12 protein-coding genes are annotated in these 17,073 nt (G+C 65.4%); 3 read left to right on the plus strand and 9 right to left on the minus strand.

Annotation, left to right across the window (positions count from 1 at the left end; genetic code table 11):
- Positions 1–219 precede the first annotated feature (219 nt).
- Positions 220–2,955 carry a cation-translocating P-type ATPase gene (locus tag DTW89_RS00640; protein ID WP_114654502.1) on the plus strand — a complete coding sequence of 912 codons (2,736 nt, stop codon included), beginning with the start codon at positions 220–222 and terminating at the stop codon, positions 2,953–2,955.
- A gap of 112 nt (positions 2,956–3,067) precedes the next feature.
- Positions 3,068–4,351, plus strand: coding sequence for an O-acetylhomoserine aminocarboxypropyltransferase/cysteine synthase family protein (locus tag DTW89_RS00645; protein WP_114654503.1), 1,284 nt, complete (start codon positions 3,068–3,070; stop codon positions 4,349–4,351).
- A 144-nt stretch (positions 4,352–4,495) separates the two neighbouring features.
- On the opposite strand, the gene DTW89_RS00650 is transcribed toward DTW89_RS00645, so the two are convergent.
- The 3 genes from DTW89_RS00650 to DTW89_RS00660 form a co-directional block, all read right to left on the minus strand.
- Positions 4,496–5,353 carry a YbgC/FadM family acyl-CoA thioesterase gene (locus DTW89_RS00650; protein ID WP_114654504.1) on the minus strand — a complete coding sequence of 286 codons (858 nt, stop codon included), beginning with the start codon at positions 5,351–5,353 and terminating at the stop codon, positions 4,496–4,498.
- A gap of 6 nt (positions 5,354–5,359) precedes the next feature.
- Entirely contained in the window at positions 5,360–6,322 is a 963-nt protein-coding gene (locus DTW89_RS00655; protein WP_114654505.1) for an alpha/beta hydrolase, read from the minus strand.
- A gap of 69 nt (positions 6,323–6,391) precedes the next feature.
- Complete coding sequence (locus DTW89_RS00660) at positions 6,392–7,261, minus strand: 2-keto-4-pentenoate hydratase (protein WP_114654506.1); 870 nt, start codon at positions 7,259–7,261, stop codon at positions 6,392–6,394.
- A gap of 59 nt (positions 7,262–7,320) precedes the next feature.
- On the opposite strand from DTW89_RS00660, the gene DTW89_RS00665 reads away from it, so the two are divergent.
- Entirely contained in the window at positions 7,321–8,457 is a 1,137-nt protein-coding gene (locus DTW89_RS00665) for an iron-containing alcohol dehydrogenase (protein WP_114654507.1), read from the plus strand.
- 38 nt (positions 8,458–8,495) lie between these two features.
- Here the strand turns inward: DTW89_RS00665 and DTW89_RS00670 are convergent, their stop codons facing one another.
- The 6 genes from DTW89_RS00670 to DTW89_RS00695 form a co-directional block, all read right to left on the minus strand.
- On the minus strand, positions 8,496–9,680 hold the full coding sequence (locus DTW89_RS00670) for a patatin-like phospholipase family protein (RefSeq protein ID WP_114654508.1): 1,185 nt from the start codon (positions 9,678–9,680) through the stop codon (positions 8,496–8,498).
- A 170-nt stretch (positions 9,681–9,850) separates the two neighbouring features.
- Positions 9,851–10,678, minus strand: coding sequence for an HDOD domain-containing protein (locus DTW89_RS00675; protein ID WP_024815298.1), 828 nt, complete (start codon positions 10,676–10,678; stop codon positions 9,851–9,853).
- A 47-nt stretch (positions 10,679–10,725) separates the two neighbouring features.
- On the minus strand, positions 10,726–13,113 hold the full coding sequence (locus DTW89_RS00680; RefSeq protein WP_114654509.1) for a Tex family protein: 2,388 nt from the start codon (positions 13,111–13,113) through the stop codon (positions 10,726–10,728).
- Between the two features lie 203 nt (positions 13,114–13,316).
- Positions 13,317–14,213, minus strand: a complete 897-nt coding sequence (locus tag DTW89_RS00685; protein ID WP_114654510.1) for a sensor histidine kinase — start codon at positions 14,211–14,213, stop codon at positions 13,317–13,319.
- Between the two features lie 38 nt (positions 14,214–14,251).
- Complete coding sequence (locus DTW89_RS00690) at positions 14,252–15,043, minus strand: LuxR C-terminal-related transcriptional regulator (protein ID WP_201740910.1); 792 nt, start codon at positions 15,041–15,043, stop codon at positions 14,252–14,254.
- Between the two features lie 389 nt (positions 15,044–15,432).
- Complete coding sequence (locus tag DTW89_RS00695; RefSeq protein ID WP_114654511.1) at positions 15,433–16,866, minus strand: MFS transporter; 1,434 nt, start codon at positions 16,864–16,866, stop codon at positions 15,433–15,435.
- Positions 16,867–17,073 lie beyond the last annotated feature (207 nt).

Consider the following 17,073-nt stretch of genomic DNA (forward strand, 5'->3'; position numbering starts at 1 on the left):
CGGCGGGCCAAATTTATTGGTCAAATAGGCCTTTAGCCCTTACTGGATAAGCGCAAGGAGCTATGTTTTATATAGCATACATATCCACCGGGGACATCCCGCATCGGCTCAGTTGCAAAGCATGACATGTGTTTGGGCTAAGGTGGGATCTGCTTGTGAACACCCCCACCCGCGCGTGAGCCCCCACGGCATCGTTCATCGCCCCAACAGAAATACTGCATGACGACCGACCCCCTTACCCCTGCCAACGCCCCCCGAGCAGATGCCCACCTGCGCGACGCCCACGAGCTCGCCCAGGCCTACCAGGTCAATCCCGCTACCGGCCTGCAGGATGAAGAGGCCACGCAGCGCGCACTGCAGCACGGCGCCAACGAACTGCAGGACCACGCACGGCGTGGCCCCCTGGCGCTGCTGGCCGACCAGTTCAAGGACTTCATGGTGCTGGTGCTGCTGGGCGCAGCCGTGATCTCGGGCGTGATCGGCGACCTCACCGACACGCTGGTCATCCTGGTCATCGTAGTGCTCAACACCATCATCGGCTTCGTGCAAGCCTGGCGGGCAGACCAGGCCATGGCCGCGCTGCGCCAGCTTTCGGCGGCCCATGCCACCGTGCTGCGCGGCGGCGAAGTACAGGTGGTGCCCGCCAGCGTGCTGGTACCCGGCGACATCGTGCTGCTGGAGGCGGGCAACCAGATTCCGGCCGACCTGCGCCTGATCGAGATCGCGCAACTGCAGGTGGACGAATCGGCCCTCACGGGCGAATCGGTCACCGTGGCCAAGCAGACCGACACCCTGGCCGCTCAAGACACCAGTGCCCTGGGCGACCGCGTCAACATGGCTTTCAAGGGCACCACAGCCACCCACGGCCGCGCGCGGGGCCTGGTGGTGGCCACCGGCATGCACACCGAGCTGGGCAAGGTGGCCCGCCTGCTGGGCGGCGAAGACCGCAGCACGCCGCTGCAGCTGCGCCTGGCGGCCTTCGGCAAGCGCCTGGCCCTGGGGGTCATCGCTATCTGCATCGTGATTTTTGCGGTGGGCGTGTTGCGCGGGGAATCCCCGCTGCTGATGGCCCTCACCGCCATCAGCCTGGCCGTGGCGGCCATCCCCGAAGCGCTGCCCGCCGTGGTCACGGTGCTGCTGGCGCTGGGCGCGCGCCGCATGGTGGCGGTCAAGGCACTGGTGCGCCGGCTGCCTTCGGTGGAAACACTCGGCTCGGTCACCACCATCTGCTCAGACAAGACCGGCACCCTCACCCAGAACCACATGCACGCCGAACTGCTGCTGGCACAGGGCCAGCGCTGGGCACCTGGCGACCCGTTGCCCGGCCCCGTGCATGCAGAAGCCCTGCGCGCCGCTGCGCTGTGCAACGATGCCGCACGCCACGCACGCAGCGATGACGATGGCGCCTCCATTTCCCCCAGCCCCTGCGCCAACCCAACCGACTGGCAGGGCGACCCCACAGAAACCGCCCTGGTTCTGGCCGCCCATGCAGGCGGGCTGGACAAGGCACAGCTCGATGCAACCACCCCGCGCGTACAGGAACAGCCCTTCGACTCCGACCGCAAGCGCATGACCACCTTTCACCGCTGCGGCAATGGCGGCAGTGGCTTCGTGGCCTACACCAAGGGCGCCCCCGAGTCGGTGCTGCCGCGCTGCACGGCGCAGTGGACACCCGAAGGCGGGCAGCCGCTGGACACCGCCGCCGTGCTGGCCACGGCCAACCAGCTCGCCGCACAGGGCCTGCGGGTGCTGGCCCTGGCCCGGCGCAACCACGCGCGCCTGCCCGATACCAATGCCCTGGATGATGTGGAAAGCCAGCTGGAGCTGCTGGGCCTGATCGCCTTGATCGACCCGCCGCGCCCGGAAGCCCAGGCCGCCGTGCGCAACTGCATGAGCGCGGGCATCACCCCCGTGATGATCACGGGCGACCACCCCGCCACGGCGCGCGCCATCGCGCACCGCCTTGGCATCGTGGCCCATGCCGATGCGCCCGTGCTCACCGGCGCCGACTTGGCCCAGCTGGACGACGCTGCACTGCGCGCACGCGTGGAGCAGGTGCATGTGTATGCCCGCGTGGACCCGGCGCAGAAGATCCGCATCGTCGAGGCGCTGCAGGCCCAGGGCCATTTCGTGGCCATGACGGGCGACGGCGTGAACGACGCCCCGGCCCTCAAGCGCGCCGACATTGGCGTGTCCATGGGCAAGGGCGGCACCGACGTGGCACGCGAGGCCAGCAGCCTGGTGCTGCTGGACGACAACTTCGCCACCATCGTCGCGGCGGTGAAAGAGGGTCGGCGCATCTACGACAACATCCGCAAGTTCGTGCGCTACGCCATGACGGGCAACTCGGGCGAGATTTGGACCATTTTCCTGGCCCCGCTGCTGCTGCTGCCCATTCCGCTGCTGCCCATCCACATCCTGTGGGTCAACCTGGTAACCGACGGCCTGCCCGGCTTGGCCTTGGCGGCGGAACCGGCCGAGCGCGGCATCATGCAACGCCCTCCCCGCCCGCCGAACGAGAGCCTGTTTGCCCAGGGCATGTGGCAGCACATTTTGGGCATGGGCCTGCTGATCGCTGGCCTGTGCCTGGCCGTGCAGGCCTGGGCCTTGCACACCGGCCACGCACACTGGCAGACCATGGTGTTCACCGTGCTCACGCTTGCGCAGATGGCCCATGTGATGGCCATCCGCTCCGAGAGCGAGCCGCTGTGGCGTCTGGGGCTGGCCAGCAACCGGCCCCTGCTGGGCGCCGTGCTGCTGACGTTTGCGCTGCAAATGGCCACCATCTACGTGCCGTTTCTCAACCCCATTTTCAGAACCGAGCCGCTGAGCCTGGGCGAGCTGGGCATCTGCGTGGCAGCGGCGCTGGTGGTGTATTGCGTGGTCGAGCTGGAGAAGGCGTGTCGGCGCAAACGCAGGGCCAGCGGCAGCGCCATCGACGACCCCGCCCCATAAGCACATAGCAAACGATTCGGTGGGGCGCCACGGCCGCCGGTGCAAGAATGTGCGCTGGCGCCCCGCCATCGCGGGTCATCGACAACATTTCACAACAGAGAGACTGCCAACCATGCACATCGAAACCCTTGCCGTCCACGCCGGCTACTCGCCCGACCCCACCACCAAGTCTGCCGCCGTGCCGCTGTACCAGACGGTGGCCTACGCGTTTGACAGTGCCCAGCACGGTGCCGACCTGTTCGACCTGAAGGTGCCCGGCAACATCTACACACGCATCATGAACCCGACCAACGACGTGCTCGAAAAGCGCGTCGCGGCACTGGAAGGCGGCATTGCCGCGCTGGCCATGGCCTCGGGCATGGCGGCCATCACGGCGGCCATCCAGACCATTGCCGAGACCGGCGACAACATCGTTTCGGCAAGCACGCTGTATGGCGGCACCTACAACCTGTTTGCGCACACCTTCCCGCAGCAGGGCATCGAGGTGCGCTTTGCCGACCCGCGCGACCCGGCCAGCTTTGCGGCGCTGATCGACGCACGCACCAAGGCCGTGTTCTGCGAATCCATCGGCAACCCGCTGGGCAACGTGACCGACATCGCCGCGCTGGCCAAGGTGGCGCACGACCATGGTGTGCCACTGATCGTGGACAACACCGTGCCCAGCCCCTACCTGTGCCGCCCCATCGAGCACGGTGCCGACATCGTGGTGCACGCGCTCACCAAGTACATGAACGGCCACGGCAACAGCATCGGCGGCATCATCGTCGACAGCGGCAAGTTCCCCTGGGCCGAGCACAAGGCCCGCTTCAAGCGCCTGAACGAGCCCGACGTGAGCTACCACGGCGTGGTGTACACCGAGGCCCTGGGCGCCGCCGCCTTCATTGGCCGCGCGCGCGTGGTGCCGCTGCGCAACATGGGTGCGGCGCTGTCGCCGTTCAACGCCTGGCTCACGCTGCAGGGCATCGAAACGCTGCCACTGCGCATGGACCGCATCTGCGACAACGCATTGGCGCTGGCGAAACACCTGCAAAGCCACCCCAAGGTCGAATGGGTGCGCTACGCTGGCTTGCCCGACCACGCCGACCACGCACTCGCCCAAAAGCAGATGGGCGGGCGCGCATCGGGCATCCTGTCGTTCGGCCTGAAGGCCAGCGACGCCGACCCGCGTGCCGCAGGCGCCCGTTTCCTCGATGCGCTGCAATTGTTCACCCGCCTGGTGAACATTGGCGATGCCAAGTCCCTGGCTACCCACCCGGCCTCCACCACGCACCGCCAGCTCAATCCGGCCGAGCTGGCCAAGGCCGGTGTGAGCGAGAACATGGTGCGCCTGTCGGTGGGCATCGAGCACATCAGCGACCTGCAGGCCGACCTGGCGCAGGCGCTTGAGAAGGTGTGATCCAATGCCCGCCCTGCAGCGCTGACTGCCTGGCGGGCGCTTTTTGGGTGACGGCGCCTGGCGCTTGACTGCGTCAGGCGCCCGGCATCAGGCGTCCGGCGTCAAACGTCCAACGCGAAGCACAAGTTATTTTGCGGCAGCCAATTACAGGCTGCGCGCCATGGCAATGTGGGCGATGCCAGCCTCTTCATAGGGCTCGCCCACCACCGCAAACCCTGCCCGGCGATAAAACCCCTCAGCGCTGCGCTGTGCGCGCAACTGCACCTCGCGATCACCACGCGCACGGGCGGCATCCACCAGCGCCTGCAGCAATTGCCGCCCCCACTGCGCGCCGCGCACCGAGCGGTCCACCGCCATGCGGCCAATGCGGCCCACCCCTGGCGATTGCTGCAGCAACCGCCCCGTGGCAACCGGCATGCCCAGGCGGTTGTAAACCACAGCATGGCGCGCCGAAGCGTCGAGTGCATCGGCCTCTAGGTCGGCGGCAATGCCCTGCTCGCGCACAAACACGGCGGTGCGCAAGCGACCCGCATCGCGGCCCAGGGCATTCCAGTCGCCGGTGCGCACTTCGGCCATGTCGGCACCGGCCTCGAACCCTTCAAAAATGGCGCGCAGCGCCGGCGGCACGGGGCGCGAGGTTTGCGTGGCGGGGTCGGCAAACACGTAAACGAGTTCGCCCGACACCAGCAGCTGGTCGCCGCTGAAGATGCCCGCCTCGAACAGGCTTGACGAGTTGCCCACGCGGGCACAGCGCAAACCCACATCCAGCGTGTCATCCAGGCGCGCCGAGGCGTGGTATTCGACCGTGGCCTTCTTCACATACATCTCGCCGCCCAGGGCCAGCATGCTCGCTTCATAGGGCAAGGCCAGCGCGCGCCAATAGTCGGACATGGCGTTATCGATGTACATGAGGTAGTGCGCGTTGAACACGATCTTTTGCATGTCCACCTCGGCCCAGCGCACGCGCAGGCGGTGAACACAGCGGAAGTCACTGCGTTGCATGATTTTTTACTCCAGATGAAACGCCAGGCGCAGCGCGCGGGCTGCGTCGGCATGGGCCTTGCGCGCCTCGGGAATGGCGCGGCCCATCTTGATGAACTCATGGGTCACGCCGCGGTAGATCTCAAGGTCCACCGGCACACCGGCCAGGCGCAGTTTGTCGGCGTAGTCCACGCCCTCGTCTACCAGCGGGTCACATTCGGCCAGGCCGATCCAGGCGGGTGCCACACCGTCCACATCGGGTGCATGCAGCGGGGCAAAACGCCAGTCCTCGCGCTCGGCGCGGCTTTGCACATAGTTGCCAAAGAACCAGCTGATGGCGGGCTCTTCCAGCACCAGCCCGCGCGCAAAGGTGGCATGAGATGGCGTGTCCTGGTGGGCCGCGCAACCAGGGTAGATCAGCAGTTGCAGCGCCAGCAGCAGGCCCGCATCTCGCGCCAGGATGGCATTCACCGCGGCCAGCGTGCCGCCTGCACTGTCGCCGCCCACAGCCAGCCGTGCTGGGTCTGCGCGCAGGGTTTCTGCATGGGATGCCAGCCATTGCAGGGCATCCCACGCATCGTTGCTGGCCGCGGGAAAGCGGTGCTCCGGCGCCAGCCGGTAGTCCAGCGACACCACCATGCAGCCAGCAAGGCGCGCCAGCTCGCGGCAAAGAATGTCGTGCGTGGCAATGCTGCCAATGGTGAAGCCGCCGCCATGCATGTACAGCAGCAGTGGCAACCCCGCGTCGGTGCTTGGTGCATACAGCCTGGCGGCCATCGCATGGCCATCGCGGGCAGGGATGTGCAGGTCTTCCACCCGCGCCAGGGTTGCCTTGGGCACCTCCAGCACGCCGGCACCGGCTTCGTAGGCAACACGAGCGTCCTGGGGTGAACGCGTATGCAGCGGCGCGTGGCCAGCGCGGGCCATGCGCTCAAGCACGCTGCGCATCTGGGGGGTCAGACGGGTGTGGTGAATGTGCAGATCGGTCAACGGTCGGAGTCTCGGCGCAGAACAGGGGAAGAGGACAGTGGCGGTGGTGCGCACCGCCCCAAGCGTGGATTACTTGAACGTCACGCGCACCGGTGCGGCGCCCGGCAGACCGTCGTAGGTGGCCATTACCGAGAGGCCCGCCTTGGGCGGCAGCAGTGGCGAGAAAGAGCCCAGGCTGATCAGGTCACCTGGCTGCATCGCCAAGCCCTCCTGGGCCAGCGCACCGGCCAGCCACACCACGGCGCTGAGCGGATGGCCCAGGATGTCGCTGCCCTTGCCGCCACCCAGACGGGCACCCGTGCCATCGGTCAGGGACACACTCATTTCAGCCAAGGCCTGCAGCAAGGCATAGCGTTCGGCACGGTAGGCAGGCACGGCCAGCGGGCTACCCGCTACGCCCAGCCGCGCGCCCACGTTGATGGCGCTCACGCCCGCGCCATTGAGCCTGGGTGGTGCCTGCACCATCAGGTCGGGCAACTCGATGAAGGGGATGATCTGGTCCACGGCCTCCAGCACATCCATGGGTGTCCTGGCGTGGTTGATGGCGGCACTTTTCACGCGTACCAGCATGTCGGCCTCGTACAGGGGCCTGGCGCCAAAGGCGGCATCGACCGTGGCACCATTTTGCAAAACCATGCCCTCATACAGCTTGCCCCACACCGGTTTGTCGGTGTTGAAGCGTTTTTGCACCGCCGGGTTGGTGAGGCCGGCCTTGTAGCCAATCACCTTGCCAACTCGCTGCGCGAGCAATTGATTGAGTTTGGCGCGCGAACAGGCACCATCCGCATCCGACAGGTTTTCGGGATTGGCCGCTGGTGTCCTGGCGACGTAGTGGGCCACCATGTCGGCGGCCTGCGCATCGGTCAGGCATTCGGCTTGTGCGGCTGTCGCCAACGCGACGGAAAACGCCAGCGCAATGAGGGTTTGCTTCGTGGCCATCGGTGTCTCCGGGTTGTAAAGTGTTTGGAGCAATCGTAAACGCAACTTCACCCATCGCCATGGCTTTCATCTACTACGTTACCCAGATCCAGTTCGAATACGGCGCCGTCCAGCTGCTCAAGCAAGAGTGCGAGCGCGTGGGCATCACGCGCCCGCTGGTCGTGACCGACCCTGGCGTGAAAGCCGCGGGCGTGCTGCAAAAAGCGCTGGACGCCCTGTCCGGCATGACCGTGGCGGTGTTCGACCAGACGCCATCGAACCCCAACGAAGCCGCCGTGCGCGCCGCCGTGCAGGTGTACCAGGCCCAGGGCTGCGACGGCCTCATCGCCGTGGGCGGTGGCTCGGCCATCGACTGCGCCAAAGGCATTGCGATTGCCGCCACGCACGAGGGGCCGCTCACCCATTACGCCACCATCGAGGGCGGCTCGCCGCGCATCACCGACCGCGCAGCACCCCTGATTGCCGTGCCCACCACCAGCGGCACCGGCAGCGAGGTGGCGCGCGGCGCGATCATCATCGTGGATGACCACCGTAAGCTGGGCTTTCACTCGTGGAACCTCGTGCCCAAGGCGGCCATCTGCGACCCCGAGCTCACGCTGGGCCTGCCGCCCCTGTTGACGGCCGCCACCGGCATGGACGCCATCGCGCACTGCATGGAAACCTTCATGTCGGCCGCGTTCAACCCGCCGGCCGATGGCATTGCGCTCGACGGGCTGGAACGCGGCTGGGCTGCCATCGAAAAGGCCACGCGTGATGGATCCGACCGCGAGGCGCGCCTGAACATGATGAGCGCCAGCATGCAAGGCGCCATGGCGTTCCAAAAAGGCCTGGGCGCCGTACACAGCCTGAGCCACAGCCTGGGCGGCGTGAACCCGCGCCTGCACCACGGCACCCTCAACGCCATGTTCCTGCCCGCCGTGGTGCGCTTCAACGCACAGGCGCCATCGGTGCAAAAAGACCGGCGACTGGAGCGCATGGCCCACGCCATGGGACTGGCCAGCGCAGGCGAAATCCCCGAAGCCATCCGCGACATGAACGCCCGCCTGGGCCTGCCCACCGGCCTGGCCGCCATGGGCGTGACCGAGGCGATGTTCGATGACATCATCAAGGGAGCCATGGCCGACCACTGCCACAAGACCAACCCGCGCGTGGCCACGGCCGACGAATACCGCGAGATGCTGACCCAGGCGCTTTGAGATCGGTGAGCCCTGTGCGTGGGCTCGATATCTTCACACTACAAAGGCTGCACCGCCCCCAAGTCGGGCCTGTGCAGCCACTCCCCCCACTCATCGGCCAGCTGCTGGCTGGCGCGGGTGGCGGCCAGCCAGGCGCGGGCGCGTGCCGTGGTGTCAGTGCCGTAATGCGTGAAATCATTGCGATCCGGGAGCTTGGCGTTGGGCAGGGTTTTGACCCACTCGGGGTTGGGTGACAGCAACACCATGGAATCAAGCGCAGGCGTGGTCTTGTGCCGCCAGGGAAGGCGTTTGTCGAGCCAGCCCGGCACCACCCGGTGCTGGAAATGCGGATACAGCACCAGCCCGGCGCCAGTGGCACGATGCCCAGGCAAGTTTTTATGGTGCTTTTGGCCTGTAGCGCCCGATAAATAAGCGCAGTCAGCTATGCTATTTATAGCAATATTATCCTCAACTCCGTAGCGCAGGTGCATGTGGTAGTCGGTAATACCGCCATCCCAATACGCACCGCGCGGGGCCCCCGCAATGTCATGCACCGCCTGCAGCACAAACGGAATCGAGCAACTGGCCTGCAGCGCCGACATGAAGTTGGCGGCGTTCAACGGCACCTGGCGGGTTCGGTAGTCACCGACCCCGAAGGGCAATGAGGCGCAGGCACCATCCGCATCCGGCGACGAGAACACCACGCGCTCCAGCCAGGCCCCCATCGCCTTGCGGTGCAACGCGTTGGTCAAAAAAGCCGCCAGATACCCCACGGGCGTGGCCACGGGGTGTTCACGCCCCAGCAGGCGGCGCCCGCGTGAAGTGACGATGTGCAGGCGGTAGCGCGGATGCAGCAACACCTCCTGCACCCGCCCCTCATAAAAAGACGCCAGGGTCTGCGCGAAGCGCTGGCTCACATGGGCCGCTGCAGGCCGCTTGCGGCCGGCAGGCAGGTCGTAGCTTTGGTGAACATAGTCATGCTCCAGCCGCTCCAGGGCCGCCACCGGCGCATCAAGGCACGCCGCAGCCATGCGCCAGGCGCCAATCGAGGCGCCCACCAGATGCACCGGGTGCTCTGACCTCGCCAGCCACTCACCAAAAATGAAACGATCCAGCGGCCCCAGGACCAAGCCCTTGGGGCCGCCCGCCGCAGCGGGAATCACGTGCACATCGGCCGACTGCAGGCCATGTTGTTCAAGGTGCTGGCGGGCCCGTGGGCCGGCGTGAATGTGCAGGGCTTTCATGGAGGCGATTGTCGCAAAGCAATGCGCCCAAACCGCCCCGCAATCCGCGCACGCGCGGCGTGACGGCCATGGAACCTGTTGGCCTCCACATGCTGGCTGCATTTTTCATCCCACCTTTGCCGGCTCACCGCGCCAACTGGCCGTGTGGTCGCCAACCGGCACTCAGTTTCTCAGACCACGTAATCAGAGGCCTCGGGCCGTGCGGTCCAGTCGATCGGGTCTTGCTGAAGCACCATGTCGATGTCCAGGCCCAGCATCAGCCCCACCTCGCCCGGGAAGGAAACGGCCATTTCCTTTTCACCCAGATCGGCCTCGCGGGCACGGGCGCGCCACGACGCCAGGTGGATCACGCCCGCCAGCGGCTCATAGACGTTGTTGTCCAGCGGCGCACTCTGGTGCTGCAGGGCTTCCACCACCACATCGGGAAACTGCCAGCGCTGCGCCAGCCCGGCGCTGACGTTGCCATAGCAGTAGCCCAGAATGCGCTGCTCGATCTTGGCGCGCCGCAGATCCAGCGGCGAGACCAGGGTGTTGATCGACAAAACGGTTTCAGGATCGGCCAGGTGCAGCAGCAGTTCGCCCACCGCGTGCAGCAACCCCGCCGTATAGGCTGCGATCTGGTTGTGGTGCACAAGGCCCGCCAGTGACCGGGCGAGTTTGGCGGTGTTCAGGCTGTAGCGCCAGAACTGCTGCAGGTTGACGCCCGGCACCGATCGCGAAGTGGTGCCCAGTGGCGCAGAACTGACCAGAGACCGCAACTGCACCACGCCCAGCAACGCCAACGCCTCGGGGATGCCGGCAATCTGGCGCTGCATCTGAAAAGCAGGCGTGTTGGCAAGCTCCAGCAGGCGGGCGGCCAGAGCCGGATCCGTGCCGATGAGCTGGGCCACCCGACGCAGGCTGGGCTCATCGTGGGCCAGCTCAGTCATCAGCAACGCAACGGCGCGCGGCAGACTGGGCAGCGCCACGGGGTGGGCCAGCAGGGCATTCAGCTCCATGGGTACAGCGCCTCCAGTTGAGATGCGGACGATTATGTACCCGGCTGTTACCGATTCTTGGGCTGCTGCAGCTTGGCAAAGGCCGAAGCCATGGCCGACTGTGCGGGCTCGGGCGCGCGGCGCTGGGGCTGCTGGTAGCCGCGCCCTGCCCCTTCAAAGCGGTTATCACGCGGCGCGCCCCGGTCGCCGCCCTGGCGTGGTGGTGCATCGCCCAGCTTCATCGACAGGCCGATGCGCTTGCGCTCCACGTCCACCTCCATGACCTTGACCTTGACGATGTCACCGGTCTTGACCACTTCGCGCGCGTCGTTCACAAACTTGTGCGCCAGCTGGCTCACATGCACCAGACCGTCCTGGTGCACGCCCAGGTCGATGAAGGCGCCAAACTGGGCCACGTTGCTCACCGTGCCCTCCAGGATCATGCCTTCCTTGAGGTCCTTGATGTCTTCCACGCCATCGTTGAAGCGCGCCACCTTGAAGTCGGGGCGCGGGTCGCGGCCGGGTTTTTCCAGCTCGGCCAGAATGTCCTTGACGGTGATGACACCAAATTTTTCGTTGGCAAACAGATCGGGCTTGAGGGTCTTGAGCATGTCGGCGCGGCCCATGAGCTCGACCACGGGCTTGCCCGTTTTCTCCATGATCTGCTCGACCACGGGGTAGGTCTCGGGGTGCACGCCGGTCATGTCGAGCGGGTTCTCGCCATCGCGAATGCGCAAGAAGCCCGCGCTTTGCTCAAAGGTCTTGGCACCCAGGCCCGCCACGTCCATCAGCTGCTTGCGGTTCTTGAACGCGCCATTGGCCTCACGCCAGCGCACCACGGCCTTGGCCACGCTGCCCGACAGGCCCGACACGCGCGAAAGCAGCGGCACACTGGCCGTGTTCAGGTCCACGCCCACGGAGTTCACGCAGTCTTCGACCACCGTGCCCAGCGTGCGCGCCAGCTCGCTCTGGTTCACGTCGTGCTGGTACTGACCTACGCCAATGCTCTTGGGGTCGATCTTGACCAGCTCGGCCAGCGGGTCCTGCAGGCGGCGCGCAATGCTGGCAGCGCCGCGCAGGCTCACGTCCACGTCGGGCATCTCTTGCGAGGCGTATTCGCTGGCGGAATAGACCGAAGCGCCGGCTTCGCTCACCACCACTTTTTCGATCACGCGGTCCACCTTGGTAGCCATCTTGATGAGGTCGGCGGCGAGCTTGTCGGTTTCGCGGCTGGCGGTGCCGTTGCCAATGGCAATCAGGTTCACACCATGCTTTTCGGCCAGCTTGGCCAGCGTGTGCAGCGCGCCTTCCCAGTCGCGGCGTGGCTCGTGCGGGTACACGGTGGCGGTCTCCACCAGTTTGCCCGTGGCATCGACCACGGCCACCTTCACGCCGGTGCGGATGCCGGGGTCCAGCCCCATCACCACGCGCGGGCCGGCGGGCGCTGCCAGCAGCAGGTCGCGCAGGTTGTCGGCAAACACCTTGATCGCCACTTTTTCGGCATCGTCGCGCAGGCGGGCAAACAGGTCGCGTTCGGTCGAGAGACTGAGTTTGACGCGCCAGGTCCAGGCCACGCATTTGCGGATCAGGTCGTCTGCCTTGCGGCCCTGGTGGCTCCAGCCCAGGTGCAGGGCAATCTTGCCCTCGGCGATGCTGGGCTGGCGCGGGTCGGGCTGGGACGTGGAATTCGCCTGCGGCTCAGGCAGCACCAGCTTGGCCTCCAAAATCTCCAGACCTCGGCCCCGGAACACCGCCAGCGCACGGTGCGAGGGCACGCGGCCGATGGGCTCGTCGTATTCAAAGTAGTCGCGGAACTTGGAGACCTCGGGGTCGTTCTCGTTCTTGCCGTCGACCTTTTTGGAGCGCAGCAGGCCCTCGGCCCACAGCCACTCGCGCAAGGATTGCACCAGCACCGCGTCCTCGGCCCAGCGCTCAGAGAGGATGTCGCGCACGCCATCGAGCACCGCGGGCACGGTAGAAAAATCGGCGCCTGTCTTGCCGTCGTCCAGCACTTCTGGCGGCTTGGTGAAGGCTGCTGCCTCCACCGCAGGGTCCAGCGTGGGATCGGCAAAGAGTTTGTCAGCCAGCGGCTCGATGCCGAACTCGCGCGCCATCTGGCCCTTGGTGCGGCGCTTTTGCTTGAAGGGCAAATACAGGTCTTCGAGCTCCTGCTTCGTGGGTGCTGCAGCAATGGCCACCCGCAGCGCATCGGTCAGTTTGCCCTGCTCGTCAATGCTCTTGAGCACGGCGGCGCGGCGGTCTTCCAGCTCGCGCAGGTAGGACAGGCGCGCTTCCAGTTCGCGCAACTGGATATCGTCCAGACCGTTGGTCACTTCCTTGCGGTAGCGCGCGATAAAAGGCACCGTGGCGCCGCCATCCAGCAACTCGATGGCGGCCTTGACCTGTTGCTCTGTGATCCGGATTTCTTCGGCAATCTGCCGGACGATCTTTTGCATTGCGTTCTATCCTGCTGGCACGTAGACGGGAAAAGCGGGCGAGTGTGCCACACGCGAGAACCAGCGCCGGGCTGGTGTGGCTGGGTGGCCCGGCTTAAAATGCTATTATTTTAATAGCTATTAGCCCTTACTGCAAAAGGGTTTGATGGCATTTTGGCTTGCATTTTCACCAACACCCCACCAGCAGGGGGCCGCCACCCCCTTCACCCGCCATCCAGCAGGGGCGACGCGCTGCGTTGCTCTGGGTGCATGGGGTGGGGGCCGCTGCTGTCAGGGAGCACCACGCGGATGCAGGTGCCCCCCTCGTCGGGCCGCATCAATTCCAGCACCGCGCCGATCTGCCGCGCACGGGCGTGCATTCCCTCCAGGCCAAACCCCGACGATGGGGCGCGTGCAGCCATCGATGCTTGCGACAAGCCGCGCCCGTTGTCGCAGATATCCAGTTGCCACCTGCCCTGCTCGCCGTCATGGCTATGGCTGAGGCGCACCGTCACCTGCGTGGCCTGCGCATGTTGCAGCACATTGCTCAGGGCCTCCTGCACGATGGCGACCATGTGCTGGGCACGCACGGCATCCAGGATATCCGCGTCGCTTGCGGGTTGAACATGCCACGCCATGTTGATACCGCGCCGGTCCAGCACCGGCTGCATACGGTGGCGCAGCCGCGCCAGGCGATCAATCAATGAGTCGGAGCCACTGTCCATCGAATCCACGACAAGGCGCAGATCCAGCATGCACTGTTCCAGCGCCCGCAGCGCCTGCGACTGGGCGGGCACTTGAGGGTCCAGCAACACCATGGTGTTGATCAACTGGGAGCCGATGTTGTCGTGAAGCTCCCGCGCAATGCGCTGGCGCTCGGCCTGCAGTTCTGCGCTGGGACGTGGATTGCGGCGTGGCCGCCACTGCAGGGCGCGGGGCAGCTGTATCAAGATCAACAGCCCCAGCAAGACTCCGGTGACGATCTGCATGGCCAGGACCCACTGCATGGAGGATGAGCTCAGGGCCCACCAATGCCAGGCCAGCAGCAGGCTCAACACCAGCTGCACCACCCACAATGCCAGGCAGGCCAAAGCGAAACGCGGTGGGCTGGTACGAAACATGTCTGCACAATGAGCGGCGGCCCTGGCAACCGATGCGCCTAAAAAAGTCCCCGAAGCGAAGCAAATCGCACGGCCTGGGCGCGAGTGCGCACCTGCAGCTTGCGATAGATGTTACGAATGTGGGTGTTTACCGTCATACCGCTAATCTGCAGATGCGTGGCAATTTCTGCACTGGTGTAACCACTGGCCACCATGCGCAGAACTTCCTTCTCGCGATCTGACAATCGGTCAACATCTGCGGGCTCGTGGCGCGAAGGCTGGTCCACATGGGTCTTGTCAAACCGCTGTAGCAGGCGCCGCGCCAGGTTGGGCGTGATGGATGCCCCGCCATTCACCACCTGCAGCACGGCCTGCGGGTAGTTGCCAAACCACGAATTTTTACCAAGATACCCGGTAGCGCCCCGCTCAAATGCGCGCAATACCTCATCGTCGTTTTCCATGACCGAAATCACCACGGCCTCTGCCGACGGGCGCACGGTTTTCATGTAATCCAGCAATTCGAAGCCCTCGCCATCACCCAGGTGCAAATCCACCAGCAATACGTCGAACTCGTGCTGCTTGATTGCCTTGCGCCCCTCGCGCAGACTGGACGCCTGTGCCACCACCAGAGTGCGCGGGTCCGACATGAGCTCTTGCGCAATCACCAGGCGAATGTGCGCATCGTCGTCCACCAGCAACACACGCACCGGGCAATCCGCTTGTCCTTTCAGGAAATCGGGCCATACAGAAGGCGCGCCGCCATGTCCTCCAAAGCGCCCCTCACTGGCACCAACATCCTGCAGCTTGAAAGTAACCCCAGCCATGCGGGGCTCGGGGGGAAAGATGGCCATAAAACCTCCAGGGGAGCGCAGAAACCGCAAAAAGGGGTACTGCTGCGCACAGCATTTTTCCGTTAGGGACGACCTGCATGACCCTCGCGAGTCGGTGGTAGTGCGGATCGGGATGGGCCACAAGGCGTTCTTTTGCGGCCAATAGCTCGCTGTTGGCAAGAAAAGCAACGCAGTGGACCGCCCGAGACCGCGCCATCACAGACCGCAGGGGGTTATGCAGGTCATCCTTAAATGCTGACACTAAAAGAAACAGCAGCAAACATCCACACCTAAATATGCAAATTTGTATACGTTTCAAAAATTACAAATAAAAACTACCGCATTGCAAAGGCTGTTTGGCTGGGCCCAGTCACCACCCCAAAGGACTCTCTCCCCTTGGCAATAGCTCGTCAGTGGCTTGTGCGCAACCGCAGCGCGCTGGACACGGCCGCCAGCGCGGCAAAGGCGGCGGAACAGACCAGCGCAACCATCTCGGCCTGCCCATCGTGTGAGGACCAGAGCGAGAAAATGCCCGCCAGCATCACTGCGCCCAGCGTCTGCCCGGTCAACCGGGCCGTGCCCAGCATGCCGCTGGCTGCGCCACTGCGGTGCAGCGGGGCCGAAGTGACGATGGTGTGGTTGTTGGGCGACTGGAACAGCGCAAACCCGGCGCCGCACAAGGCCATGCGCCAGACCATGTCGATAGGGGACGGGTTGGCCGACAAAGCGGCCAGCAGCAACAGGCCGCAGGCAAAAACCGCCATGCCGATGGCTCCCAGCAAGCCATCGGCGTAGCGGCCAATCAGGCGGCCGGCCAGGGGCGCCGTCAACACAATGGCCACGGGCCAGGCCGTGATCAACAGCCCCGCCTCCAGGGGGCTGCGGCCCAACCCATCCAGCAACAAGAACGGCAGGGCCAGATAGGCCAGGGTCTGGGCGCAAAACGCCCCCACAGAAGCCCCCATCGACAAGGCAAACACGGGTATGCGCAGCAAATCTACCGGAAACAGGGGCGCGGCCAGGTGCCATTGGCGACGCAGATACACACCGCCCACAGCCACCCCGGCCGCCAGCACGCCCCACGCCTCGGGCGAGGTCACGCCCCGCCCGGCACTGCCGCTGGCAACCAGCCGCTCGCCGCCCACAAAAATCAGCGTAAACATCAGCACGTTCAGCGCCACATCCAGGGCAGCGGGGCGCGGTGGCGCCACCGCGCTGGGTGGATTGAAGGGCAAAGCACGCCAGCCCAGCCACAGCGTGAAGGCCCCCAGCGGCAGGTTGAGCGCAAACAGCCACTGCCATGGCGCCAACGACAAAATACCCGCCGCCACAGAGGGGCCGGCCACCGCCGCCAGCGCAACCACCATGGAATTGATGGCCAGGCCGCGGCCCAGTTGCGCACGCGGATAGGTCAGGCGCACCAGCGCGGCATTGATGCTCATGATGCCGGCGGCACCCAGCCCCTGCACCGCCCGCGCAAAAATCAGCGTGCCCAGCGAATCGGCCAGCATGGCCCCCACCGAAGACACCGTGAACAGCGCCATGCCCACCAGATAGACACGCCGGTACCCCAGGCGCTCGCCCAGCGATGCCAGCGGCAACAACATGACGAGCGTAGCGATCTGGTATGCGTTGACCACCCAGATGGCCTGGGCGGCGCTGGCATTGAGCTCGCGCGCAATGCCCGGCAGGGCCAGGTTGACGATGCTGCCATCGAGCACCGCCATCGTGATGCCCAGAATGATGACCAGCATGGCCCGGTTGCGCGCCGGCTGGGGCAGCCCATCGGCTGGCCCGGTGGTAGCCTGGGTAGCGGCATGGGCAGCGGGGTTTGCGCGGTCCATCAGGTCAGGCTCCGCTGCACCGCGCCCATCCCGGTGCTAGGGCGGGCCCCATGAAAAGACTTTGAACAGGCTCTAACGACTGCAAACGCTGACGAACGCCTCGCAACGGCGACGAAACCGATGGCCACGACCAGGTCCGGGAATAGTGCAATTGTCAAAAAACGGTAAAAAAACATGTCGGGCGATTGTCACCCCGCCACAGCCATC

The organism is Acidovorax sp. BoFeN1, from assembly GCF_003345135.1.
In the GTDB taxonomy this organism is placed as follows: domain Bacteria; phylum Pseudomonadota; class Gammaproteobacteria; order Burkholderiales; family Burkholderiaceae_C; genus Acidovorax; species Acidovorax defluvii.

Excerpts from the sequence above, each read along its gene's own strand:
- DTW89_RS00640 (WP_114654502.1), top strand. The coding sequence starts at position 220 with ATGACGACCGACCCCCTTACCCCTGCCAACGCCCCCCGAGCAGATGCC.
- DTW89_RS00670 (WP_114654508.1), bottom strand. The coding sequence starts at position 9,680 with ATGAAAGCCCTGCACATTCACGCCGGCCCACGGGCCCGCCAGCACCTT.
- DTW89_RS00645 (WP_114654503.1), top strand. The coding sequence starts at position 3,068 with ATGCACATCGAAACCCTTGCCGTCCACGCCGGCTACTCGCCCGACCCC.
- DTW89_RS00680 (WP_114654509.1), bottom strand. The coding sequence starts at position 13,113 with ATGCAAAAGATCGTCCGGCAGATTGCCGAAGAAATCCGGATCACAGAG.
- DTW89_RS00665 (WP_114654507.1), top strand. The coding sequence starts at position 7,321 with ATGGCTTTCATCTACTACGTTACCCAGATCCAGTTCGAATACGGCGCC.
- DTW89_RS00660 (WP_114654506.1), bottom strand. The coding sequence starts at position 7,261 with ATGGCCACGAAGCAAACCCTCATTGCGCTGGCGTTTTCCGTCGCGTTG.
- DTW89_RS00695 (WP_114654511.1), bottom strand. The coding sequence starts at position 16,866 with ATGGACCGCGCAAACCCCGCTGCCCATGCCGCTACCCAGGCTACCACC.
- DTW89_RS00690 (WP_201740910.1), bottom strand. The coding sequence starts at position 15,043 with ATGGCCATCTTTCCCCCCGAGCCCCGCATGGCTGGGGTTACTTTCAAG.
- DTW89_RS00650 (WP_114654504.1), bottom strand. The coding sequence starts at position 5,353 with ATGCAACGCAGTGACTTCCGCTGTGTTCACCGCCTGCGCGTGCGCTGG.
- DTW89_RS00675 (WP_024815298.1), bottom strand. The coding sequence starts at position 10,678 with ATGGAGCTGAATGCCCTGCTGGCCCACCCCGTGGCGCTGCCCAGTCTG.
- DTW89_RS00685 (WP_114654510.1), bottom strand. The coding sequence starts at position 14,213 with ATGTTTCGTACCAGCCCACCGCGTTTCGCTTTGGCCTGCCTGGCATTG.